The organism is Sphingomonas tabacisoli (assembly GCF_042678385.1).
Lineage (GTDB): Bacteria > Pseudomonadota > Alphaproteobacteria > Sphingomonadales > Sphingomonadaceae > Sphingomonas_B > Sphingomonas_B tabacisoli.
In genome coordinates this window covers 744155-766776 of record NZ_JBHUDY010000001.1, presented here as the reverse complement: position 1 = coordinate 766776, position 22622 = coordinate 744155, and the positions used below count along the sequence as shown (strand labels likewise).

General features: G+C 63.2%; 21 protein-coding genes and 1 tRNA gene. 13 read left to right on the top strand and 9 right to left on the bottom strand.

The genetic code is table 11. From position 1 onward, the window contains the following. Window positions 1-12: 12 nt before the first annotated feature. On the bottom strand, window positions 13-1014 hold the full coding sequence (locus ACFSCW_RS04300) for a heme-binding protein (RefSeq protein ID WP_380887244.1): 1002 nt from the start codon (window positions 1012-1014) through the stop codon (window positions 13-15). 312 nt (window positions 1015-1326) lie between these two features. Here ACFSCW_RS04300 and rplJ point away from each other — a divergent pair, with 312 nt between their 5' ends. After that, complete coding sequence (gene rplJ / locus ACFSCW_RS04295) at window positions 1327-1842, top strand: 50S ribosomal protein L10 (protein ID WP_380887242.1); 516 nt, start codon at window positions 1327-1329, stop codon at window positions 1840-1842. A gap of 25 nt (window positions 1843-1867) precedes the next feature. Then, window positions 1868-2251: a 50S ribosomal protein L7/L12 gene (gene rplL, locus ACFSCW_RS04290; RefSeq protein WP_380887240.1), complete on the top strand. Its 384-nt coding sequence runs from the start codon at window positions 1868-1870 to the stop codon at window positions 2249-2251. 61 nt (window positions 2252-2312) lie between these two features. Here rplL and ACFSCW_RS04285 read toward each other — a convergent pair whose 3' ends face one another. Next, a complete protein-coding gene (locus tag ACFSCW_RS04285; RefSeq protein ID WP_380887239.1) occupies window positions 2313-3641 on the bottom strand; it encodes a PEPxxWA-CTERM sorting domain-containing protein in 1329 nt (442 codons plus the stop codon). 128 nt (window positions 3642-3769) lie between these two features. Further along, window positions 3770-5842, bottom strand: a complete 2073-nt coding sequence (locus tag ACFSCW_RS04280; RefSeq protein ID WP_380887237.1) for a hypothetical protein — start codon at window positions 5840-5842, stop codon at window positions 3770-3772. 98 nt (window positions 5843-5940) lie between these two features. On the opposite strand from ACFSCW_RS04280, the gene thrB reads away from it, so the two are divergent. The 3 genes from thrB (at window position 5941) to ACFSCW_RS04265 (ending at window position 8275) form a co-directional block, all read left to right on the top strand. After that, window positions 5941-6879, top strand: coding sequence for a homoserine kinase (gene thrB, locus ACFSCW_RS04275; protein ID WP_380887235.1), 939 nt, complete (start codon window positions 5941-5943; stop codon window positions 6877-6879). Continuing rightward, on the top strand, window positions 6876-7322 hold the full coding sequence (gene rnhA, locus ACFSCW_RS04270) for a ribonuclease HI (protein WP_380887233.1): 447 nt from the start codon (window positions 6876-6878) through the stop codon (window positions 7320-7322). The genes thrB and rnhA overlap by 4 nt, the downstream gene beginning before the upstream one ends. Before the next feature lie 164 nt (window positions 7323-7486). Beyond that, window positions 7487-8275 carry a Crp/Fnr family transcriptional regulator gene (locus ACFSCW_RS04265; RefSeq protein WP_380887231.1) on the top strand — a complete coding sequence of 263 codons (789 nt, stop codon included), beginning with the start codon at window positions 7487-7489 and terminating at the stop codon, window positions 8273-8275. Window positions 8276-8284: 9 nt separating this feature from the next. On the opposite strand, the gene hspQ is transcribed toward ACFSCW_RS04265, so the two are convergent. Then, complete coding sequence (gene hspQ / locus ACFSCW_RS04260; RefSeq protein ID WP_380887229.1) at window positions 8285-8656, bottom strand: heat shock protein HspQ; 372 nt, start codon at window positions 8654-8656, stop codon at window positions 8285-8287. Window positions 8657-8776: 120 nt separating this feature from the next. Here hspQ and ACFSCW_RS04255 point away from each other — a divergent pair. After that, window positions 8777-8866 (top strand) — tRNA-Ser (locus tag ACFSCW_RS04255). A gap of 539 nt (window positions 8867-9405) precedes the next feature. Continuing rightward, a complete protein-coding gene (locus tag ACFSCW_RS04250) occupies window positions 9406-9822 on the top strand; it encodes a hypothetical protein (protein WP_380887227.1) in 417 nt (138 codons plus the stop codon). Between the two features lie 357 nt (window positions 9823-10179). Here ACFSCW_RS04250 and ACFSCW_RS04245 read toward each other — a convergent pair whose 3' ends face one another. After that, the gene (locus ACFSCW_RS04245) at window positions 10180-10308 is read right to left on the bottom strand and encodes a hypothetical protein (RefSeq protein ID WP_380887225.1); all 129 of its coding nucleotides are present in this window, start codon (window positions 10306-10308) and stop codon (window positions 10180-10182) included. A 117-nt stretch (window positions 10309-10425) separates the two neighbouring features. On the opposite strand from ACFSCW_RS04245, the gene ACFSCW_RS04240 reads away from it, so the two are divergent. The 3 genes from ACFSCW_RS04240 (at window position 10426) to epsC (ending at window position 12513) form a co-directional block, all read left to right on the top strand. After that, entirely contained in the window at window positions 10426-11130 is a 705-nt protein-coding gene (locus tag ACFSCW_RS04240) for an NUDIX hydrolase (RefSeq protein ID WP_380887223.1), read from the top strand. Window positions 11131-11186: 56 nt separating this feature from the next. Next, the gene (locus ACFSCW_RS04235; protein ID WP_380887221.1) at window positions 11187-11459 is read left to right on the top strand and encodes a protein-tyrosine phosphatase family protein; all 273 of its coding nucleotides are present in this window, start codon (window positions 11187-11189) and stop codon (window positions 11457-11459) included. Between the two features lie 76 nt (window positions 11460-11535). Then, on the top strand, window positions 11536-12513 hold the full coding sequence (gene epsC, locus ACFSCW_RS04230) for a serine O-acetyltransferase EpsC (protein ID WP_380887219.1): 978 nt from the start codon (window positions 11536-11538) through the stop codon (window positions 12511-12513). A 208-nt stretch (window positions 12514-12721) separates the two neighbouring features. On the opposite strand, the gene ACFSCW_RS04225 is transcribed toward epsC, so the two are convergent. Further along, window positions 12722-13438 (bottom strand): alpha/beta fold hydrolase, encoded by a 717-nt coding sequence (locus ACFSCW_RS04225; RefSeq protein WP_380887217.1) that lies wholly within the window; start codon window positions 13436-13438, stop codon window positions 12722-12724. A gap of 256 nt (window positions 13439-13694) precedes the next feature. Next, window positions 13695-16115 carry a PAS domain-containing protein gene (locus ACFSCW_RS04220; protein WP_380887215.1) on the bottom strand — a complete coding sequence of 807 codons (2421 nt, stop codon included), beginning with the start codon at window positions 16113-16115 and terminating at the stop codon, window positions 13695-13697. A 392-nt stretch (window positions 16116-16507) separates the two neighbouring features. Between ACFSCW_RS04220 and ACFSCW_RS04215 the strand changes: the two genes are divergently transcribed. The 3 genes from ACFSCW_RS04215 (at window position 16508) to ACFSCW_RS04205 (ending at window position 20313) form a co-directional block, all read left to right on the top strand. Beyond that, window positions 16508-18265 carry a histidine kinase famiy protein gene (locus ACFSCW_RS04215; RefSeq protein ID WP_380887213.1) on the top strand — a complete coding sequence of 586 codons (1758 nt, stop codon included), beginning with the start codon at window positions 16508-16510 and terminating at the stop codon, window positions 18263-18265. A 442-nt stretch (window positions 18266-18707) separates the two neighbouring features. Continuing rightward, entirely contained in the window at window positions 18708-19307 is a 600-nt protein-coding gene (locus ACFSCW_RS04210) for a PEPxxWA-CTERM sorting domain-containing protein (RefSeq protein ID WP_380887211.1), read from the top strand. 61 nt (window positions 19308-19368) lie between these two features. Continuing rightward, the gene (locus tag ACFSCW_RS04205) at window positions 19369-20313 is read left to right on the top strand and encodes a PEPxxWA-CTERM sorting domain-containing protein (RefSeq protein WP_380887209.1); all 945 of its coding nucleotides are present in this window, start codon (window positions 19369-19371) and stop codon (window positions 20311-20313) included. 165 nt (window positions 20314-20478) lie between these two features. Here ACFSCW_RS04205 and ACFSCW_RS04200 read toward each other — a convergent pair whose 3' ends face one another. Together ACFSCW_RS04200 and ACFSCW_RS04195 are read right to left on the bottom strand one after the other, a co-directional pair. Further along, window positions 20479-21045 (bottom strand): response regulator transcription factor, encoded by a 567-nt coding sequence (locus ACFSCW_RS04200; RefSeq protein WP_380887207.1) that lies wholly within the window; start codon window positions 21043-21045, stop codon window positions 20479-20481. Continuing rightward, on the bottom strand, window positions 21033-22364 hold the full coding sequence (locus ACFSCW_RS04195) for a sensor histidine kinase (protein ID WP_380887205.1): 1332 nt from the start codon (window positions 22362-22364) through the stop codon (window positions 21033-21035). The genes ACFSCW_RS04200 and ACFSCW_RS04195 overlap by 13 nt, the downstream gene beginning before the upstream one ends. Between the last annotated feature and the right edge of the window lie 258 nt (window positions 22365-22622).

Here is a 22622-nt window from a genome sequence, read left to right as displayed (position 1 = left end):
AGGCGGCAGGGCTCAGAGGCCCATGCCGCCTTCCTCGCTCAGCACGATCATCACTTCGTTGCGGCGCATCGGTCCCGGCAGGAACGGTGCGTTGTAGAAAGCGTGCACGGCCCTGCCTTCGCTTGGCAGGCCGCGAATCTGCAGCCAGGACCTGAGCGCGCCTTCCTTCGAAGCCAGCGTCGCATCGTCGGCGCTGCCGGAGAAGCGCATGGCGGCGACGCGCCGCGCGGGCTCCGAGGTCAGTTCGACACCCAGCGGCGCGCTCGGAAGCTCGGCCCGGGGCGTGTTCACCGGCATGATGAACCGCGTCCGCCAGCTCCCGTCGCCGTCGCTGTCCGACAGCACCGGCGCGGCCATCGAGATCTTCTTCCCCGGCCGTGACTTGGCCGAGATATAGTCCGCAAGCGTGCGGAAGCCTTCGTTGAGCGCAGCCTGGCGCTCGCCGCGATGTTCGGTGCCCGCAGTGACCATCGCGGGATATTTGCGGACTTCGATCGGCCCGTCGGATTCGACAGTCTGATAGCGTGGCTCCTCGGCGCGGGAAGCACGCCACACGAAGAATGCGCCAGCCGCCACCGCCGCCGTACCCAGTGCGGCGAACAGCCCGGCGCGCGGCGGCACTTCGGGAACGGCGCGCTTCACGGCAGACACAGCCTTCTCGACCACGGCTGGTGCCGAAACACCAGACTTCGGGGCCTCGGACGGTTTCGGCGCAGCCGCCTTTCGCGGCTGACGTTTGGGCGCAGCTTCCTTCTTCGGAGCGGCCGTCCGGGGCTTGCGAGCCGGTTTCGGCGCCTCGGCCTTGGTTTCAGCGGCAGGGGCGGCGGCAGGTGTCGCTCGCGGCTTGCGCGCCGTCTTGGGTTTGGGGGTTGCCGTCGCTTCGGCTGCAGGAGCCTCGGCGGCGGCCTTGCGAGGCTTGCGTGCCGTCTTTGTCGCGCCGCTCTTGGCCGTCGATGCGGCAGGCTTGGTCGCGCGGCGGCGCTTCGGAGTTTCGGAAGCGGGCGTGTCGGCCATGTCTTTCCCCTATTTGAACCTGTTCCGTTACGGTCTAGCGCCGAACGAGCGGTAAACGCCAGCCGTTCCCGAACCTTGACCTCGCCGCGATTCCCGCTATAGGCGCGCCCTTCGATTGGAGCTTGCTCCAGTCGTGCCGTCCGAGACAGCTGGTGAGGGCTCCCCTCTTAATCTCCAGCCGAGACGGGGAAGAGATATTCGGGTCTGCCGCCGCCTCGTGCTTCATGCCGGGCCGCTGCGCCGTTGAACCATTCCCCTCGGACAAATGAGCCGGCGCACGGAATGTTTCCGTGCGTCACAAAGGAGAATGGCATGGATCGAGCTCAAAAGTCTGAGCTGGTCGAAGAGCTGAACAGCACCTTGTCCACCATGGGCGTGGTGGTCGTGACCCGCAGCAAGGGCATGACCGTCAAGCAGTCCACGGACCTGCGGAACAAGATGCGTGACGCCGGCGCCAGCTATCAGGTGGCGAAGAACCGCCTGGCCAAGATCGCGATCCAGGGAACGCCCTATGCCAGCATCGGCACGATGCTGACCGGGCCGACCGGCCTCGCTTATTCCAACGACCCCGTCGCGGCTGCCAAGGTGGCCGTCGATTTCGCGAAGACGAACGACAAGTTCGAAATCGTGGGCGGGGCGATGGGCGAGACTGCCCTGGACGTGGCGGGCGTCACCGCACTCGCTTCGCTGCCGTCGCTTGACGAGCTGCGCGCCAAGATCGTGGGCCTTATCCAGGCACCCGCGACGAAGCTTGCGCAGATCGCCCAGGCCCCGGCCGCCCAGCTTGCGCGCGTGTTCGGCGCCTACGCCGCCAAAGAAGACGCTTAAACTCACCTAGATACGGAGAATACACATGGCAGACCTTCAGTCGCTGGTTGACCAGCTTTCGTCGCTGACCGTTCTTGAAGCGGCCGACCTGTCCAAGATGCTCGAAGAGAAGTGGGGCGTTTCGGCCGCCGCTGCGGTCGCGGTTGCGGCCCCGGCCGCTGGTGGCGCCGGCGGCGGCGCCGCTGCTGCGGAAGAGAAGACCGAATTCGACGTCATCCTGACCGGCGACGGCGGCAAGAAGATCAACGTGATCAAGGAAGTCCGTGCGATCACCAACCTCGGCCTGACCGAGGCGAAGGCTCTCGTCGAGGGCGCGCCGAAGGCCGTCAAGGAAGGCGTGAGCAAGGACGAAGCCGAGAAGCTCAAGAAGCAGCTCGAGGAAGCCGGCGCGACGGTGGAACTCAAGTAAGCTACTTACAGCTTTCGAGAGAAAAGAGGGGCGGTCCGGAAACGGGCCGCCCCTTTTCAATTCAGGCGTAAGCGACGCGCAGCACACGGCGGCGCAGGCCGGCGCCGACGAGCGCGAAGCCCGCGATCATCATTGCCCAGGTCGCCGGCTCCGGCACCGGCGTGAACACATGCTGGTTGAGCGCGAACTCGCCGACCGCGCGGCCAAGCGCCTGCCCCGCTTCGTTGTCGAAGCGCCAGTGGATGCCGCCCCACAACCGGCTGTTCGCCGCTTCGTTTGCGGCATCGGTAAAGGTGTTCCAACACCGGGTCGCGCCCGACGTGATGCAGAAGGAGTTGTTGTCTCCAAGCACCCCGGCAAGCACCGTCGTAATCGCCGCGGATTGGGCGGAGTGCCCCGAGACATAGGACGGATGGTTCGGCGCCACGATCAGCGACGTCCAGGCGCCGTCCTTGTCGGTCAGCGGGTTGCCGTCCAGATCGGCCATGCGGATGGCCGTAACCGGCCGCCAGTAATCGTAGAGATACTTGGCCTGGAAGATCCCGATCGTCACATCGGCCGCAGTCGCTTCCAGCAAGGCGAACAGGTTGGCGGCATCGAGCGTCGACAGGCCCTTTTGCTTGGCGATGTCGACCGCCGTCAGCACCCAAGGTTGCACGCCGCCAGCGCCAGGCGTCGCCCAGAATTGCGCGGCTGCCGTCTGGTCCGCCGTCCGGATCACGCTGTTGACGTCTCCGATCGCCTTCACTTCGTTGAAAGCGGCCGCATACTCGGCGCTGTCGAGCGTCGGCGGCGGTGGCGGCTGGAAGTGGTTCTGCGATCCGATTTGCCAGGTCGCCACACCGCCCCATTGCGGAATCGCGCCGGGCAGATTGCCCGGCGGAGTCGGTGCCCAATGGCCGATCTGCCCAGTCGGCGTGTAGTTCACGACAGCGGCCGAACCGTCTCCGGTGCGCCGCGCCAGCATTGCGGTGGCGACCGCCGCGCCAGTCGTCATGCCATCGGTCTTGGCCTGACCATCGGCAACCAACGCCAGGCTGGCAGAGAGCGCCGCGTCATAGGCTGCCGTCTGGGATGGGTTCAGCGCGACCAGCAGGTTGCGGGCCGCCACCGAGGCTGCAGCGCGCGTGTCGCCGCCCGGCGTTCCCGGTAGACTGAGATAGGACGAGTTTGGCGAGCCGAGCGTCGCGTTGACCGCATCGCGAATGGCCACCCCGACCATTGCGATCGGCCGCGTCGTCGTCGCCGGCGAGCCGGTCACGGTCTGCGCCGCGATCTGATTCCAATACAGCACGACATCGTCGCTCACACCGACCGCAGCGCTGGCCGGCTGAGCCACCAGCGAGCCGGTAAGCACGGCCGCTGCCGCCAGGAGTTTCCCCTGATACATCTTCATCTCCCTAGAACTGTGGCCCCGCCACGACTCAGGGGATGCGCCTCGTCAGTCCGCGAAACCGTTATTCGCGCGTTAGGCGACCGTTAAATCGCGATACCGGCGTGTTTTATGTCGCCTTTGTCCTAAACCGGGACGGCGCCGACGGCCTGCCGCTCGCGATCGATATGATCGAGCTGTTCCTGGCGGATGGCTTCGAACCGGGGGTCGCCGTGGAGTTCGCGGAACGCATAGATGCCGGCAAGGTCGGGCCGCGGCGTAAGCGGGGCGTATCGCCAGCCCCGATCGGCCGCGGTCTTGAGCAAGGCAAGGGCTTCGTCCCGCCGCCCTTGGACCGCGCGGAGCTTCGCCGCCATCATCAGGAAATGGGCAGGCACGGGCCCGCGCGCTAACGCCTTTCGGACGGAGGTGTCGGCTTTGCCCAGCAGGATGCTCGCCTCCTTGTGCCGACCGATGCTTCGCAGCGCGAGGGCCGTGTCGGGGGCAAACTCGACAAGCGAGCTGGGATCGGCAGTTTCGCTGGCGAGCATGGCAATCTGCCCCCGGCCGTCATCGAACGCGGAAGCGATCTCCGCCCCCCTTTTCTCGAAAAGGAGACGCTGCATGGCGATCATCAGCAAATGATTGGCGATGATCGGGTCAATGGTTGAGCTGGCCTCGAGCCGGCGGAACGTCGCGGGCAGGATCGGACCATTCCCTGCGACTTCCCACTGATATTTCGGCAAACGAAGCAGGAGCCGAGCCGGCTCGGAGTAACCCAGGATGAGCAGCACGCTGCCGAGCTTCACATCGGCTCCGGCGGGAAAATCCTCTTGCTGCCGCTTCTGCGCGATTCCTTTTGCAATGGCGGCATAGCTGCCGCCCGCGAGATCGAGCTTGTAGTCGCAATCGAAGGCCGCCGCAGGATCGGACTGGGTCAAACGCTGTACATACCGCGCCGCTTCGTCGCGATAGCCCATATCCCAAGCGGCCAGCGCCGCTTCGTTCACGCCCCGCGGCCAGAATGGATCGATCGCTACCGTCTTGCGGAGCGCCGCCAAGCGGTTCCCGAAATCCAGCTCGTTTGCGTAGTAGTTGCTCAGCCAATACTGGATTTGAGCATTGTGCGGATCGAGCTCGGCCGCGCGTTTGAGATGGGCAAACGCCTCAGGCCCTCGGAATTCGGCGATCATCCCCAAAGCGGCGTGCGCATCAGCAAGATTGGGATCGATCGCAAGCGCCCGCCGCGCATGGCGTTCGGCTTCCAGAGCCTGCTGCCCCTCCGCGCCCATTCCGGTCGCAATCGCAAGTTCGGCCCAAGCGGGCGCGAATTCGGGATCGATGGCAACCGCACGGCGAAGCATTTCGATCGCGGGCCTCAGCTCCGCGTTCCTCTTTCGCACCATCCCGCGAGCGGAAGCATAGAGGCCATAAGCCTCTTGATGGAGCGCTTCCGCGCCCGACGACGGACGCGACATCCACCAGACCGAGGAACCTGCAAATCCCGCAGTCAGGATAAGCAACGCGGGTATCGCCGCTGCTCGCCAATACGCCTGCCTTGCGGGCGGCTGCAGGAGCGCGGCCGGTTGCCGGGGCGTTGCCTCCGTCCGCAAATCCCCTTCCGGCCGTTCACCCAGCTCGGTCAGTCGGCCGTGGAAGATTCGGCCGAGGCGCGACTTGCCCGCCGCAACGGCGCCTGCGGAAGCGTCGCTGAGCATCGCTACGAGCTCGTCATGATGGCGCACGCGCTCCACCCGCAGCCAGTCGTCGAACGCGGGGTCGATCCCGTCTAGATTGGCGAACAGCGTATCGTCCGGCTGCGGCAAGGCGGCGAGCAAACCCTCGAAATCGCCCCCATCGAGCAGCGCCTGCATCCGGTCGATCTCCGTCTCGACAGCATCAGGATCGATCGCGATCGTCTCGCGATCAACCTGCAGCAGCGGATTATCGCCGTGGGACAGGCTTCGCAGCTCGAATAGCGTTTGTCTGAGGCTGCCCCGCGCCTGCTCTTCCGCCCGGTCGCCCCAGAGCAGGCCGATCAGCTTTTCGCGACTGATCGCCCTGCCGGGGTGAAGCGCCAAATAGGCGAGCAACGCGCGCGCCTTGCGCCCACGCGGACGGACCTCCGCGCCGGTTTGCGCATCCGCGATCGCAAAGTCGCCCCAGCATCGAATCGAGACGCAGTGCGCGACTTCCTTGTCGACGACACGAGACGCCATCGGCCCGCTCCTCCCGCGCGCAACCATACAGGATTGCGGCGGACATCGCGACTCCAACGCTCTTTCCTTTTTCCCACGCCTCCGCGATCAGGGCAGCGATGGCCGTGTATACCCAAGTTCCGACCGAAGAGCTGGCGGCGCTGATCGCTCGCTACGGCGTCGGCTCCCTGGTGTCCGCCAAGGGAATCGCCGAGGGGGTCGAGAACTCCAACTATCTGGTCGACACGACGGAGAGCCGGTTCATCCTTACGCTTTACGAAAAGCGGGTCGATGAGGCCGACCTGCCTTTCTTCATCGCCTTGCTCGATCATCTCGCGGCCAGCAGTAACCCGGTGCCGTGTGCGCTGCGCGACCGCGACGGCGTGCAGATCCAGCGCGTCGCCGGCCGGCCCGCGTGTTTGATCGAGTTCCTTCCTGGCGTTTCGGTCACACGCCCGACGGCGGCGCAGGCGCGAGCCGCCGGTGCCGCGCTCGGACAAATGCACGTCGCGCTCCGCTCCTTTACGCAGGAGCGGCCGAACAGCCTGGGGCCGGCTGGGTGGCACGCCCTCGCTGAGCGGTGCGGCCCTCAGCTCGATGCGATCGCTTCGGGTCTGGGGAAGCGCGTGTCGGACGAGCTTGCATGGCTCGATGTTCACTGGCCAACCGATTTGCCGCGCGCGGTGGTCCACGCCGATCTGTTTCCCGATAATGTTCTTATGTTGGGCGACAAGGTGACCGGTCTGATCGACTTCTATTTTTCCTGCACCGAAATACGCGCCTGGGACCTTGCCGTGACCCACAGCGCCTGGTGCTTCAGCGCGGATGGCAGCCGGTTCGATGCGGCGTTGGGCGACGCGCTGATTGCGGGCTACGAGGCCGAGCATCCGCTGCGGCCCGAGGAGCGCGCCGCATTTCCTGCCCTCGCGCGTGGCGCTTGCCTGCGGTTCCTGCTGACTCGTGCCTGGGACTGGCTGAACACGCCGGCCGATGCGCTTGTTACCCGCAAGGACCCCCTCGCCTTTCTGCGGCGGCTCGACCACTACGCGGCGTTGTGAACGAACTTCCACTGGTCGAGATCGCCACCGACGGCGCGTGCAAGGGCAATCCGGGGCCGGGCGGATGGGGGGCGGTGCTGCGCTTCGGCGACCGCGAACGCGATATGTCGGGCGGCGAGCCGCTCACGACCAACAACCGCATGGAGTTGACCGCAGCGATCGAGGCGCTGAACGCGCTCAAGCGCCCCTGCCGCGTGCAGCTTTCCACGGACAGCCGCTATGTGATGGACGGACTCACGCGCTGGCTGAAGGGTTGGCAGCGCAACGGCTGGAAGACGTCCGATAAGAAGCCCGTCAAGAACGCCGATCTGTGGCAGGCGCTGATCGACGCGGCGGCGCCGCACCGAATCGAATGGACGTGGGTCAAGGGGCATGCCGGCCACCCCGATAACGAGCGTGCAGACAAGCTCGCAAGTGACGCGGCGCGCGCTCAGCGCCCGTGACTCGTTCCGCCCCCGATGCTAATCTAAAATGTTGTGCCAATAAGACACATTATGATTGTCTGTTCATATGTCGACTTGCGGACAGACGTGTAAGCTAAGGGGCGATAATCGTTACGCCAAGAATGGGTTGCGCCCGCGGGGGGCCAGCCACGCCGGGGGGCGGAATGAGCAACGAGAATAACAACGGGCGCAACGACGTCGCTACCCTGAACGTCGCGCTGCAGTTTGCGGGCAACCGTCTGCTGGCAAGTCTGAAGCCGGCCGAACGGGCCATATTGGAACCGTCGATGTCTGCCGTGCTGTTGGGACGCGGCGATGTGCTGTTCGAACCCGGCGAGGACGTTTCCCACACCTATTTCCCCGGCCCGGGCGTGGTCGCCTCGCTGGTGGTGACGATGGCGGACGGCCGGGCGGTCGAAGCCGCGACGATCGGCCGCGAAGGCGCGATCGGCGGCATCGTCAGCGCCGGCAACAAGCCTGCCTTTGCGCGCGCGGTCGTGCAGATCGGCGGCACGGCGCTGAAGCTGGAGACTGCAGCTCTGGAGAGCGCCAAGGAGCGCTCGATCGTAATCCGCGATCTGTTCAGCCGCTATGCCGACACGCTGCTCGCCCAGACCATGCAGTCCGTTGCCTGCAACGCCCTTCATGCGATCGACGCGCGGCTATGCCGCTGGCTGCTGACCACGCACGACCGGGTCGATTCGGACGAAATCGCGCTCACCCAGGAATATCTTGCAGAGATGCTGGGCGTGCAGCGCACCACCGTCAGCGGCGTGGCGCGCGTGCTGCAGGAACGCGGACTGATCAGCTATAGCCGCGGCCGCATGGTGATCCTCGACCGCGCCGCGATCGAGCAATGCGCGTGCGAATGCTATTCAGCCGTGCAGAACCACTTCCGCGCGGTCCTGCCTGACACCCGGCCGCAGCGCGTAACCGATGCTAAGGCAGGCTAGGATCGGAGCCTAGTGCCGGTGCTCGCGGCGGAGCTGATAGCGTCCGTCGCGAAACGCCTCGAACAATCCGGCGATCGCCGGATGGTTGACCGGCTCCTCGCCATCGTCCGGCAGCAGGTTCTGCTGGCTGACGTAGGCGATGTAGCTGCTCTCCGCATTCTCGGCGAGCAGGTGATAGAAAGGCTGGTCCTTGCGCGGCCGCGCATCCTCGGGGATCGATTGATACCATTCTTCGGAATTGGCGAAGACCGGGTCGATATCGAACACGACGCCGCGGAAATCGAATAAGCGGTGCCGCACCACCTGCCCCACGCCAAAGCGCGCATGGACGATCGGCGGCGCCACGATCCCGGTGTCTGGCAAGGCGGATGTTCTGTTCATTACGCACCTATTTAGGTCGCGCGCGACCTCACGCAAGCAGACGCTTGTGTGTGCTGTCCCGTTCCGCTAGGGGCACCGCTTCATTCGACCGGCCGCGTTCGACGGGCCCGATCATCTCGCGGAGAGGTGGCTGAGAGGTCGAAAGCACCGCACTCGAAATGCGGCGTGCCGGCAACGGTACCGTGGGTTCGAATCCCACCCTCTCCGCCATTCCGTCGCGCTGCCCCGATCACCGATGGGGCGCATTGCAGCAATAAGCGGAAGCTCTACATCGACTTAGCGGAACGTCTCCGCGTCTCCGCAAGTGGCGCGAGCAAGGCTGCAGCCATGACGAACAGCGCATATCGCCAGAATTGGTCTCCTCACGACAAACTGCCCACATTTCGACCGAGTTTTCGAAATATTGCGGAGCACCACTTTCGCGCTATAAAAAAAGAGAGACCATCAAGCCTCCCAAAGACGATGACGACAATCGGCCGCCTTACCTGGAAGCGCGCCCGCGCCTAAAGGCCGCTGAGGCAGCAAAGGCGCTTAAGACCGGGAGATCGCGTTGTATATGGATCACCACTCATGGAGTACGCCTCGGCCATTCCGATGAAAAACTGCACACGAGAAAGCGTCTCTTGATCTATTCCCATTGGAATTCGGAGTGGGACGAAAGTTGCGTACATGCATCCTTGGATATTTATACATCGAAGAACCTCAAGAATGTGCGATCATGGAACATGCTCGTATGCGAAGAGTGCCGAATGAACAAGCCTGTCCTTGTTTGCATGGAAAAGTGGATGTGTAGGACTTGCAGCCAGCTACGCTATCGAGATCAGGCAATCGGCTCGGAGGCGGCTGCATGGGAAAAGCTCGATCGCCTTAGCACGCGGGTCGGTCTTGGCCGACCAAAACGCATGCACTGCACGACGTTTGGAGCGCTGAAGGCTGAACTGGCAGAGCTGCAGTCCCGGCTGTCCGGCGAGCGAGCCGAGGCCAGCGTGGAACATTGCATCACGGTCACGGGAAACTGGATTCACTTACAGGAGGACGTTGTGCCGTTCCGGCCGAAGTCGGACGCCGAGAGACATGGGTTGAAGCCGTTCCCCAAGCCTAAGGCCTCCTTTATCGAAATGGCTCCCGGCGCTCTATTGATCGAAAACGATGACGAAGAGGACTGAGGGTCCTGCCGGGCTTTTGAGGCGGCGCTCTAGGAGCAGGCGCATCCGACAGCACAGGGCAAGCTGACATTTCTGGCCGCTCATCGTCACCAATCGTTGTCGCGACCTGCGAGCACCCACCGGATAACACGTACGACGAGTGCGAATATCACAACGATGACCACCGTTGCGATCAACGAGATGAGGGCCCAGGAAAGGAAACCCCAGTTAGGATCAGACGCGGGAAAGTGGGCGAGGCAATACAGAAAGATAACCACTACGGCGACGGCCGTCGTCCTCTGCTTAGTGTTCCATTCGCTTGGATTCATGCTCGCCTCCGAGCCAGGAGTTGACGATGGGGGGAGTGGGATAGGCCACTCAGGGGCCCTGCTTGGGCGGCTTCAGGCCAACGCAACGCTTCCAGGGGCCGGGCACCTGGATGCCATAGTATCGGATCTCGATTCGGGTGCCGGTGCCCTCCGGGATCATCGAGAAGGTGCGGACCACGCGCCATAGCCGTTCTTGAAACTGACGACCCTGCTGCCATCCGGCCGCTCGATCGCGCGGGGTGCAAAGAAAGACGTGTTTGACTTATATTTCTGTTACGTCTAACTAAGCCGGTCTGTGAACGAATCAGACTTTATCGCCAGCTACGACCCGAGCGCATTCGAGCGGCCGTCGGTGACCGTCGACCTAGTGCTGCTCACGATCCGGGATCGCTCCTTGCAGGTGCTGCTCGTCGAGCGCACCGAGCACCCGTTCATACATCAGTTTGCCCTGCCGGGAAGCTTCGTCCCCATGGACGAGACCCTGGACGAAGCCGCGCAGCGCGTGCTGCGCGACAAGGCAGGCATGCCGCCCACGTTCCTGGAGCAGCTCTACACCTTTGGGGACGTCAAACGTGATCCGCGCATGCGCGTAATCAGCGTCGCCTATTTCGCACTGTTGCCCCATTCGGCGCTTGGTCATATCGATCCCGATCACCGCGACCTCGCCACAGTCAACTTTACCGACGGCGGCGCGGGAGTGTTCACGAACGACGGTGTCCGGCTCACTCTCCCGTTCGATCACGGACAGATCGTCGCCACCGCCGTTGATCGACTGCGCGCTAAGCTCGACTGGTCCGACGTCGCCTTTGCGCTGCTGCCACAAGAGTTCACGCTGCGCGAGCTTCAGGAAGTCCACGAGGTCATTCTGGGCCGCCCGCTCAACAAGCCGGCGTTCCGTACGCGCATGCTCGGCACCGGCCGGTTGGAGCCGACCGGCCGCCAGGAAAGCGGCCACCGCTTCCGGCCTGCGGAGCTCTATCGCCTGAAAGTCACCCAATAGTGCGAACCAGCCTCTCTCACCCACTGGAGATCGCCCAAGTCTCAGCCGGCGATGGCATGGGCCGTATCGGCATCACCTTCTGCCCGGGCGAGAAACAGCCCGCGGCGGCGACCGGCGCATGGGACCGTGACCTTGATGTCGACGTCCAGGCGATCGCCGAGTCGGGCGCCGCTGCCGTGGTCACTCTCGTCGAGGCCCATGAGCTCAACACGCTCCGCGTCAGCGGGCTCGGCGATGCCGTTCGTAGCCGTCGCATGGACTGGCTGCACCTGCCGATTCGCGATGTCTCGGTACCGAGCATCGATTATCAAGCGCCCAGTGGCAGATAGTGAAGACTGTTAGTCTGCAAGATTCGGCTGCTGGAAGCCGGCGCGTGACCCGTTACATCCCCGTTCGGGAGAAACAATGACCGAGCAGAATTCGAGCGAACGGGTCCATGAGCCTTGGGACACTTCGGCGGCCATTGCCGGACTGCGCGATGCTCGTGAAAAGTGGCGCACGCGCCATGATCGGCATGCGGAATATGGCACGCAGGGCTTCCCATCGCGCCGTTCGCTTGATCGCATCGTTGGACTGCTCGCCGCCGCGCTGTTCCCGCTCCGTCTGGGGCCACCTGAAGTGACGTTGGCGGCGGAGGACAGGTTCGTCGAGGCGACACTCGAAACCGCCTTGTCCCAGCTCGCGGCGCAAATCCGGCTCGAACTGAACTATTCGCTTGCCGATAAATCGAGCCCGGCCACCGATGTCGCCGTAGAGAATATTGTGACGCAGTTCGCTGCGCGCCTGCCCGCGCTGCGCGAGCTGCTCGATACGGATGTCGAGGCGGCTTATGACGGGGACCCTGCGGCACGCAGCGTCGATGAAGTGCTGCTTTGCTATCCGTGCCTCATTGCGGTGATCCATCATCGCCTGGCGCATGAACTTTTCCAACTGGGCGCGCCGCTTGTGGCGCGGATCATCGCCGAGATCGCGCATTCCCGCACCGGTATTGACATCCACCCCGGAGCCACGATTGGGCGCGGCTTCTTCATCGATCATGGTACAGGAGTCGTGATTGGGGAAACTGCGATCATCGGCAACAATGTGCGTCTATATCAAGCAGTGACTCTCGGCGCGAAAAGTTTCGCGACGGACGCCCACGGTGCGATATTGGCCGACCCGGCCCGTCACCCCATCATTGAGGACGATGTTGTAATCTATGCGGGCGCCACGGTGCTCGGCCGGGTAACGATCGGCAAGGGAGCAGTGCTGGGCGGAAACGTCTGGGTAACCAAGGATGTGCCCGCCTATACCACCTTGACCATCGCCAGCAGCCGCGCCGAAACCAGATCACCGGGCGCCGAACCGCACATCGAGGAGTGGCGCGTCGCGCCGTCGATCTGAGCCGCCTAGTCGCCTATTCGGAGCTGTGTGGCTTCTGCGCTCGAAGGCGAGCAATCCATGTCAGAACGTCCGGTATTGGAGCCATGTGCGACCTCGTTGAACGACCGATATTGAGGCGCCTAACTGCCAGGCTGAACCGTTCGCTGATCGATCGTGGCCAGCGATCCCGTTTAGGTCAATCGAGTGCTAGCAGCAGCCAAACGGCTGATCAGCTGGCGGCGCTTGCTAGTGCGATCAACTCTGACGTGAGAGCCTCGGGGCGGTCCAGCATCACGTCGTGCCCGCATGCAATCTCGCTCGTCGTCCACCCGCGGTTCTTCGCGCGTTCATAGGAGATGCCAAACGGCGTTCCTTCCCACCCCGACGCATAGATGAAGTGGTTTCGCAAAATGGGCGACACACCGCCTTTCAATTGAATACGCTGCTGGAAGGTGGCCAGCGGCTGCGGTGTGCACTGCTGGTCCACCCAACCCCGATCCTGTGCATTGACAGCGAACACCTCGGCCGGAATCGGCGGCACACGCCAGCCTTCCCCAAACTCGTTCGCAAGACTGAGTTGCAGTTCGCGGTGCTCGACGGGGAGCAGGTCGTGGAGGCATTCGCCATCTTCCAGCAAGAAGGCATCGAGATAGGCCAAAGCTGCGATGCGATCGGGCAGCACCTCGGCGACGCCGCTGATCACGCATCCGCCATAAGAATGGCCGCAGAGGATCACCGAATCGAGTTCTTCCCAACGAATTAGGTTGGCGACATCGTCAACGTGCCGCTGAAGATTGATGTCGGGGGATAGCGCGTGGCTTTGCTCTCCGACGCCACTGAGCGTGGGAGTAAATACCTGATGCCCTTGATCAAGCAGAGCGCGCCTTACGCGCGTCCAACACCAACTGCCGTGCCAGGCACCGTGCACCAGGACGAAAGTCGCCATCCTTCATCTCCCCCGTTCCCCGTGGCTTGATATCATGCATGCACCCGCGGGCAATCCGCACGGGTTCACGCGAGGCCGAGGCCGCACGCTGGAGGCTGGAACCTGACGCGCTAATCATTGACCGCTTCAAGGTTCGCATTGGACCGCGCTGAATGCCCGATAATAAGGCGCGTAGTGGACGATCGCACTGGCCGGCGGTAACGTTGCTTTCGTCCCAAAGCGGACGCAAGTCAGTCCCGAGCAAGGCTTGAATGGCCTAGCCCCCGTCGAGTACCGCGCGCACCTTTGCCAACAGATCCGGTCGGCGATAAGGCTTGGAGAGGAACGAGAAGTCGCCGGCGAGTTCCAGTGGCTCCGTCGAATAGCCGCTCGTTAGAAGCACCTTTGCTTTCGGAAGTCGCTCTCGCGCAGCTTTCGCGAGGGCAATACCGCTGACGCCGCCAGGCATCACAACATCAGTGAATATCAGATCGAGGTCCGCGAAATCACGGAGCCGGCCTAGAGCCTCCTCCCCCGTCGCTACGCGTTCAACCCGATAGCCGGCCTCCCTGAGAATGCTTGTCGCCAGCTCTGCGACGTCGTCCTGGTCTTCGACGAGAAGAACGCTCTCCGAGCCGCCATGAGCATCAGCAGTGAGATCGGCCGGTGCGATGCGCAGCGTCGGTTCCGAAACGCGTGGAAACAACAAACGCACTGTGGTGCCCGCCCCGAGCCGGCTGTCCACCGAAACCGAGCCGCCGCTCTGCTTGGTGAAGCCATAGACCATGCTGAGGCCAAGCCCGGTGCCTTTGCCCTGCTCTTTGGTCGTGAAGAACGGCTCAAAAACACGCGCGAGAACATCTTCCGACATGCCACTCCCGGTGTCCGCAATCGCAATTTCGATGTAGTCTCCGCTTGGGAGATCGAGCTGCTTCGCCTCGGGGCTGCCGAGGGCGACTTCATCAATGGTGATCTCAAGCTCGCCACCGGCGGGCATCGCGTCGCGAGCATTTACGGCCAGATTGACGATCGCATTTTCGAGCTGATGTGCGTCGACGTGGATAGGGCTTGATGGGCGACGAGACGTCACACGCAGTTGTACGGTCTCTCCCAAGGCCCGCATGAGCAGATCCGTCATTCCGCCCACGAGGTTAGCAGTATCGAGAGTTTGAGGGTTAAGCGGCTGTCGTCGCGCGAATGCAAGCAGCCGCCGTGTCAACGAGCCTGCGCTTTCGGCACCGCGCGTCGCGTTCGCGATCGCACGCTGCACCCGCGCTTCATCTTCACCGGCAAGGTGTATCCGTGCCATGTCGAGATTGCCGGTCACGACAGTCAACATGTTGTTGAGGTCGTGAGCAAGTCCGCCCGTGAGCTGGCCTATTGCCTCCATCTTTTGAGCGTGCCGCAGCTGTTCGTGCGCCGCTTCGAGCTCGGCGGTGCGTTCTGCGACGCGAGTTTCCAGAGTCTTGTTCAAATTGGCGAGTGCATGTTGGGCGCTGCGCACATCATCGATGTCGGCGGCCATCCCCGCCCAAGCAAAGATTGCTCCGTCCCGGCGAATAGGAGCCACTCGGCATACGTGCCAGCGCCATGATCCATCAATGACCCGTCGCATCCGGGCCTCAACGATATAGGGGACACCGGCCGCGATGGCCTGAGTCCTTTGCTTCAAGAGCAGCGCGCGATCCTGGGGGTGAAATGCCTCTGTCCAGGACAGCCCCTCAGGGGTCACGGGATGGCCGGTATATTCCCGCCACGCCGCGTTGAAATAAGCGACCGATCCATTGGGCTCATTGACCCACATCTTATCTGGCGCATGCTCGATAAGCTCACGAAAGCGAGCCTCGCTTTCCCGGAGGCCGCTTTCGGCGGCGACGCGTTCGGTCACGTCCGTGCCCTGAACGAAGATCCCTGATATTCTTCCGGCGACGTCCGTAATTGGCTGATAGATGAGATCGACGAAGCGGCGTTCTGTCGGACCGTCAGGCGTTCGCCGAAGCTCTACTGGCAGTGCGGTTCCGGCAAATGCTTCGCCGGTGGCGTAAACATTGTCGAGCGTCTCGAAATACCCTTGACCGTCGACTTCGGGCAGCGCGTCGCGGACGCGCCGGCCAATGACGTCGCGCTGGCCGATCAACCGCAGATAGGCCGCATTGGCCAGCTCAAACACATGATCGGGGCCACGAAGCATCGCCATGAAGCCCGGAGCTTGGTCGAACATGCGCCCCAGGCGTTCACGCTCTTCTACCGATCTACGCTCAGCCAGAACGCGGTCGGTTGTCTCGTGCCCCTGGTTGAACACGCCGACAACAACGCCGTCTTCGCCGCGGATAGGGGTAAGACTGTAATTCCAGTAAGTCTCTCGTACGATGCCGCCGCGTTCCATCGGCAGCATCTGATCAAATGTCGAGAAGCCCTCACCCGTCGTGAAGACGCGCATGAACTGCGGCCCGACGACCTGCCAGATGTCCGTCCAAACTGCCTCTGCAGGCTGCCCGAGCGCCCAAGGATGGCGCTCCGCCGGGATCGGCGACCAGGCATCGTTGTAAAGGAGGCGCAGCTCTGGACCCCAATATATGCATGTTGGGAAGCTGGAGTGCAGGCAGATCGACAGCGCCGACCGCAATGACTGCGGCCAAAGCTCGGGCGACCCCATCGCCGTAGCGGACCAGTCGAATTCGCGAATCCGCGCACCCATCTCACCGCCTCCGGCAAGGAACTCGGTTCGGGGATCGGCAGGACTTTCCGCGATTAAGATGTGCCGCTGTTCGATGCTGGTCTCCTGACGGATGCCGGAGCGACCACCATCGTGCCGGAGCGTTTCGTAAGGTAGCGTTCTTAACGCAGATTGCAAAGTAGGTCACTGAGACCCATTGCTGCCCTCCGTCCAAAATGCCCATTTGCGCGCGGGTGATCTGTTTCGGGACGCAATGTCGGGAATCGGACAGAATGGACCGCCGACGCCTGCTAAGCGCGCGATCCTGACACCGCAGCCCCCTTCCGTTTCACCCCCGGAACGCTCTTGGACAAGCTTCGTTTTGTCGAGTTCAGCGGGGTGGGCGATCCAAGCAGAGGAAGTCATCGAGCCTGATGAGTGAGGAATTTCGGTCCGCGCCTGCCAACCCTGGTCCGAAGGACGATGTGGAAGGTGGCGGCCAAAGCAGTGGCACGCCATCCCAGGGCGCCGTTGATGTCGGCGCCGGCGAGCCTCTCGGTCGCAAGGGAATGAATCATTGGCGCGAAAGCACCATTTCCGAAACGGGTCTAGAGCGGCGGGATAACGTCTTCTTCGCCGCGATCGAGATGACTCGGATGCCGATGATCCTCACGGATCCGAACCTGCCCGACAACCCGATCGCGTTTGCGAACAAGGCCTTTCTTGACCTGACCGGCTATGAGGAGAGCGAAATCCTCGGCCGGAACTGCCGATTTCTTCAGGGCGCGCAGACGGATCGGGAGACCGTGGCTGAGCTGCGCGACGCGGTGAAGGAAGGGCGCTCCGTCGCGACCGAAATCCTGAACTATCGCCGAGATGGCACGCCATTCTGGAATGCGGTCTTTATCGGTCCGGTCTTCGACCAGTCGGGAAAGATGGTCTACCAGTTCGCAAGCCAGCTCGATGTGACGCGCCGCCGCAATACCGAGCAGGCATTTCGACAGGCTCAGAAGATGGAGGCGATCGGACAACTCACTGCCGGTCTCGCGCACGACTTCAACAATCTGCTGCAGGTGGTGAACGGCAACCTTGAGCTGCTAGAGTCGCAGATCGAGGGTGAGCGCCTTAAGACATATGTCGCAAAGGCACGATCCGCAGCGGATCGTGGCGCTCGGCTAACACGCCAGCTGCTGGCATTTGCGCGCAAAACGCGGCTGGACCCAAAGCCTGCAGATCTCTCTCAGCTCGTCCATGATTTTGCGGAGATGATCGAGAGCTCGATCGGGTCCGCGATCGAGCTGGACTTCCATCTGAAGCGCCGGCTGCCGAAGGCGATGATCGATGTCGATCAGTTCGAGATGGCGATCCTGAACATCGTGAACAACGCCAAGGATGCCATGCCTCGGGGCGGCAAGCTAACCGTCAGGACGGGCAACCTCCGGCTCAACGGAGACGCGGCTGCACGGGAGCTGTCTCCGGGCGACTATGTCTTTGTCGAAGTCGCCGACGATGGCGAAGGCATGCCCGGGCATGTCGTTGAACGTGCGACCGAGCCATTTTTCACGACGAAGCGCGAAGGCAAGGGCACCGGTCTCGGACTCGCGATGGTCACCGGTTTTGTTCAGCAATCCCGCGGTAGACTTGAAATCGAAAGCACGCCGGGAACGGGATCCACGCTGCGCCTCATCTTCCCTGTTTCGCACCTGCAAATCGAGGAAAAGGAAGCGCCGGCGCCACGAGCCGCTTCATCGGGGGCAGGCACCACCGGCTCCGAACATATTCTGGTGGTCGAGGACAGTGACGACGTGCTGGACCTTGCGAGGGAAATTCTAACCGGTGCCGGATATACGGTCACGGCAGCACGGAACGGAGACGAGGCGCTCTCCATCTTCCGCGGTGCCGATCAAGGCACCTTTGATTTGCTGTTCACCGACCTCGTGATGCCTGGCGGGATGAATGGCATGGTGCTTGCCGATGAGATCGAGCGAATTGCGCCCGAACTGCCCATCCTCATGACGACGGGTTATAACGAGGAGCTAGTCGTTTACGGCCCCGACCGTCCGAGCAAAGATGTGCTCGGCAAGCCGTATAGGCGAGCCGAATTGCTCGATCGGGTGGGTCAAGCACTTGCCAACAAGGGCATGACGCCCGACCGGCGCCGTCCGTCGGACTTTGGCCAGGCGGAAGCCTGACGTTTGGTTGAACCGCCGCGGTAGAAGGATGCCCTGTGCACCGGTTTGATGGAAACATACGAGCTCAGATGGGGCGGCCCATCGTGTCAAAGTGACGCGCGCTGCAACGATCGGAGCGAGATCGTCGCGAATGTCCGCTAGCCCTCGACTGTGAACGTTCGAATGCAGCAGGAACAAACGAGTGCTTTTGCGGTCGCCGCGGTGCCCTCCCAACGACCACTTCGAGGGCGCTAAGCCGAGATTGAGACGAGGCGCGCAAACATGGGCGCGACAGACCCATTCCGCACATGGTCGAGGATGACCTTCCAAAGGACGCATCGTGCTGATTTGAGACAGGATTAGGCCATTCGGCCTAATGTCTAATTCGCCCCCGCACTGACATTAATCGGGTCACGACGATGACACGACTGATTCGTTTTTCTGTGCGTTCCTAGGGGGTTATATGAAAATCAAGCTTGTATCAGCTGCACTTGCAATGTGCTTTTCGTGCACGGGCTATCATGCACAAGCCGCAACCATCGTGGACGCCAAGACCATCCGGATCACCGGTCCGGCAAATGATTACTTACAGATCGCCGAGTTGGTCGCAAAGGACTATAATGACGCTAACGTAGCTCCAACTGCTGCGACCTCGGCGTTCAGCAACTATCCAAACTCGGATCCGAACTATTACGGTCCGCAGAACCTCGTCGATGGCGTGGTTGATGATCAGGATGACCTCTACCACTCGGCCGGTACAGGTCCCAACGAGTTTGCGCAGTTAACGTTTGCGGCTCCGCAAAGCCTGTCTAGTCTCACCCTGTTTGGGCGTGTCGTTCTTGCGACCGGACGCAACATCTACAATGTCGAGATCCGGAATGCCGCCGATGCCCTGCTCTACAGCGGCACGTTTGACGCGCGGACCGCACCCGCGACGGTGAATTTCGACGTGGCAGGACCGGGGGTGCCGGAGCCCGCGACATGGGCAATGATGCTTGGTGGCTTTGCGTTCGCCGGCGCGGCCTCTCGCCGACGCCGCAGCGCTCAGGTTCGCTACGTCTAAGTTGGTCCCGAGCAGACTATAGCGCTGCTCGTGGAAACAGTTGCTTTCAAAAGGGGGTTGTATGAGCATCAAGTTGACCTTGGCGGCAGTGACTGCATTCGCCGCTGCTTCCGCACTAACTCCGATGTCGGCCGCCCGGGCAGGCGTATACGGCGTTCAGACACTCGCCAGCGAGCGCACCTGCGGCGGCGCCGGTCCAGCAGCCGAATGCCCAGGCAGCAACCGGCTGATCCCCTTTCAGACCGACGGCGGTCTTTATCGGACCACAGCATCCAGCGGCTTTGTCGAAACCCGCGCCATTCCGCAAAAAGGCTCCTACGCCAGTGGCTCCGCCGAGCTGAATGGCGGCGGCCTTTATCTGCCCACCTTGCACGCCGCCTCATATGCCGCTCCCAACGATGCGCGCGTGAATGGCAGCGCGGCCGGGTTCACCAGCTTCACATACAACGGCAAGGTGGATTCCGCTTTCGGCCTACAGGCGACGCTGACGATCGACGATTCAACCGTGAGCCCCGACAACGGCCTTCTACCGAATGGTGGGATCGCGGCGCTCTATCTTGCCATCTATGACGAGAAGGCCTTTATCGACAACTTCATCGACCCAAGCACCGGCGCAGTGAACGTCGCCTACGGCGCGACCTGCGGCGACGTGCCTGGGCTGTTGGGCTGGGCGTATTCGGATCTGACTGCTCCAGGGGGCGCCTTCAGCGTCAGCGCCTCGACAGTGTCATGCGGTGGCGGGCCGATCACGTTGAAGTCTGCTCAGAAGATCGTCGCTTATTCGAACCTCAGTCTCTTCACCAATCGTGGCGGCTTCATCGACGCTTCGCATACTCTTACGACACAGCTCGACCCAGGGCTGGGCGAGGAGACGATCCGCGGCCTGCAGACCAACTTAACGGCCGCCGTGCCGGAACCTGCAACGTGGGCCATGATGGTCGGCGGCTTTGCAATGCTTGGCGCGGCGGCCCGGCGGCGTGTGCAGGCACCTCGCGTCAGTGCTTAGCTGCGTGCGCCGCTCGGAGTGCCAGCGCTGAATACCGCCGGGGCCCTTACTCGTCATTGCTGATGTCGCCGCGGGGTTGGCACAGGTGCCCGAAACTGCCGCGTGAATTGGAGTCGCCGGAAAACGGCTTATGTCCCCTTCGCCCAACGACACCGGCGAACTCGCCTAGATCATCCCCGCCCGTTGGGCGCGCGACACTGCGTCGGTGCGGTTAGCGGCTGCCAGGTTTTCTATCACCCGCGCGACGTGGATCTTCACCGTGGCCGGCGAAAGACCGAGCCGAAGCGCAATTTCCTTGTTGCTCAGCCCCGCTCCCATCAAGCCCAGCACTTCTCGCTGGCGCGGAGCCAGCGTGGGCGCGGCAGTAGCGCTCAGCCCAGGCACAATGCGCTCGACCGCATCGAGCATCGCGCTGCTCTCCAGTGTCTTGGGCAGCAGCGCCGCCACGCCGCACGCCGCGATGCTCTGCAGCAGTGCCTCGTCGGTGAGCCCGGTGATGACCAACAGCACAGCATCTGGCGCCGCCGCCTTCAAACGGCTGATACCTTCCAGCGGCGCCGCGCCCGGCATCGCCAGATCGACGACGCAGAAATCGGGTCCAGATCGAGCCTGGTGCCACGCAGCCGGATAGCTATCGGCTTCGTCGAGTGCCGTGCCTGGCCAGCGCGCCTTCAGCGTCGCCAGCATCGCCTGCCGCATCAGCGGATGATCGTCGCAAATCAGGCCGCGCAACGCACTGCCTCTTCGAGCGCGGCGACTGGCAAGCGTATATAGAACGCCGCACCGCGCGTCAGGCCCGAGCGCACGCCGCATCGTCCGCCCATCAGGCCCACGAGTCCCTGCGTGGAAGCGAGCCCCAGACCGAACCCGCCGGTTTCGCCTACATGCGCGCCCTGCTCGAACGGCTGAAAGATTCGCGCCTCGTCGGCCGTGCCCAGCCCGCGCCCGTCGTCGACCACCCAGAACCAGGCCTCCCCTTCGCGCCGCCGGGCGCCCAGCAGGATGCGCCGCCCGCCCGAATGACGGATCGCATTGGCCACTAGATTTTCGATCGCGCGCGCCAGCAGCGCAGGATCGGCCGAAAAGCCGACCGACGCGCCGGCCAGCTTGATCCGAATACCAGCCGCCGCAGCCGCGAGCTCCTGGGTCAGCAGCACGCGGTCGAATACATCGCCGGCCGTGACCTCGGCGATCTGCGGCCGGATCGCGCCGCCTTCCAGCTTCAGATGCTCCAACATCGATGCGACCAGCGACCGCGCCCCAGTCAGGGCCTGACGCAGCCCGCCCAGCAAAGGAAGCTGCTCCGCCGCCCGTCCTCCCGGCCGCACCCGGTCGAGGAACAAGGCGGCGGCCTGGAGCGGCTGCTGCAGATCGTGGGATGCGGCGCGGATGAACTGGGTCTTGGCATCGCGCTCGCGCGCAACGACGGCAAGCGCGGCATCGAGCTCGCGCCTCGCCTCCTCGGCTGCGGCTCGCGCGGCCGTTTCCTTGACGACCGCCTGCCGGACGAACCGGCGAATCGCGATCAAAGTCGCGCCGAACAGCGGCAGGAACAGCGAAAGCGGCAGGAAATAGGGTGGTCGTTCGATCAGCAGCCATGCGGTCAGCGATCCAAGCACCAGCAGCACGGCGCTGCGCAGCACCTGCGTCGCCTCGGTCGCGGCCGCGAACTGGACGATCAGGTACCAGGCATACAGCACGATCATCAGCGCCCGCAGCTCGGGCCCGGACACGGGGAGGAACACCCACACGCTGCCCGCTGTCGCGATGTTGCATAGCGTCATTCCGGCCTTGGCGCCTGGAATCCAGCGCTCCAGGATGGCCTGGTCGCGTGGAGGCTTCAGCACAAAGCGGGCCCAGGCAATCAGCCAGCCGGCGAGGAAGACGGCCATTGCGGCCAGCCACCAGTCGAAGCCGGCGCCGGCCACTGTTGCGAACTCGGTCGCAGCGAACGCGGTGACGACCGTCAGCCCGATCCAGGCGACGAGGCTACCTTTCAGCTCGGCCCGCGTTTCGCTGGCCAGGATCCGGCGCTGAATAGCGTCCTGCACGTGTTGGCGACCCCTTTCGGCAAACTATCCGGACCTCACGATTTGCTGTCAACCCAGAGGCTTGTCGTCTTTGACCGGGAGCCTGCTAGGCCATCCGGCCTAATGGCTGACGGGATCCGCTCTGCGTAGTTTGGGCGGCGGCGGCTCGTGATCGAGCGGCCAACAAGTTCTCCACCGGCGCGGCGGTCCGCCGCCGGTGGGCCGGGGCTTCCGCGACATACAGGGGGTGGCGGAAGCCCCTTAAGCCTGCCACCCTCA

Excerpts from the sequence above, each read along its gene's own strand:
- ACFSCW_RS04300 (WP_380887244.1), bottom strand. The coding sequence starts at position 1,014 with ATGGCCGACACGCCCGCTTCCGAAACTCCGAAGCGCCGCCGCGCGACC.
- ACFSCW_RS04220 (WP_380887215.1), bottom strand. The coding sequence starts at position 16,115 with ATGGGTGCGCGGATTCGCGAATTCGACTGGTCCGCTACGGCGATGGGG.
- ACFSCW_RS04215 (WP_380887213.1), top strand. The coding sequence starts at position 16,508 with ATGAGTGAGGAATTTCGGTCCGCGCCTGCCAACCCTGGTCCGAAGGAC.
- rplL (WP_380887240.1), top strand. The coding sequence starts at position 1,868 with ATGGCAGACCTTCAGTCGCTGGTTGACCAGCTTTCGTCGCTGACCGTT.
- ACFSCW_RS04280 (WP_380887237.1), bottom strand. The coding sequence starts at position 5,842 with ATGGCGTCTCGTGTCGTCGACAAGGAAGTCGCGCACTGCGTCTCGATT.
- ACFSCW_RS04235 (WP_380887221.1), top strand. The coding sequence starts at position 11,187 with ATGGGCCGTATCGGCATCACCTTCTGCCCGGGCGAGAAACAGCCCGCG.
- ACFSCW_RS04250 (WP_380887227.1), top strand. The coding sequence starts at position 9,406 with ATGAACAAGCCTGTCCTTGTTTGCATGGAAAAGTGGATGTGTAGGACT.
- ACFSCW_RS04285 (WP_380887239.1), bottom strand. The coding sequence starts at position 3,641 with ATGTATCAGGGGAAACTCCTGGCGGCAGCGGCCGTGCTTACCGGCTCG.
- hspQ (WP_380887229.1), bottom strand. The coding sequence starts at position 8,656 with ATGAACAGAACATCCGCCTTGCCAGACACCGGGATCGTGGCGCCGCCG.
- ACFSCW_RS04225 (WP_380887217.1), bottom strand. The coding sequence starts at position 13,438 with ATGGCGACTTTCGTCCTGGTGCACGGTGCCTGGCACGGCAGTTGGTGT.
- ACFSCW_RS04210 (WP_380887211.1), top strand. The coding sequence starts at position 18,708 with ATGAAAATCAAGCTTGTATCAGCTGCACTTGCAATGTGCTTTTCGTGC.
- rplJ (WP_380887242.1), top strand. The coding sequence starts at position 1,327 with ATGGATCGAGCTCAAAAGTCTGAGCTGGTCGAAGAGCTGAACAGCACC.
- ACFSCW_RS04265 (WP_380887231.1), top strand. The coding sequence starts at position 7,487 with ATGAGCAACGAGAATAACAACGGGCGCAACGACGTCGCTACCCTGAAC.
- thrB (WP_380887235.1), top strand. The coding sequence starts at position 5,941 with ATGGCCGTGTATACCCAAGTTCCGACCGAAGAGCTGGCGGCGCTGATC.
- ACFSCW_RS04205 (WP_380887209.1), top strand. The coding sequence starts at position 19,369 with ATGAGCATCAAGTTGACCTTGGCGGCAGTGACTGCATTCGCCGCTGCT.
- epsC (WP_380887219.1), top strand. The coding sequence starts at position 11,536 with ATGACCGAGCAGAATTCGAGCGAACGGGTCCATGAGCCTTGGGACACT.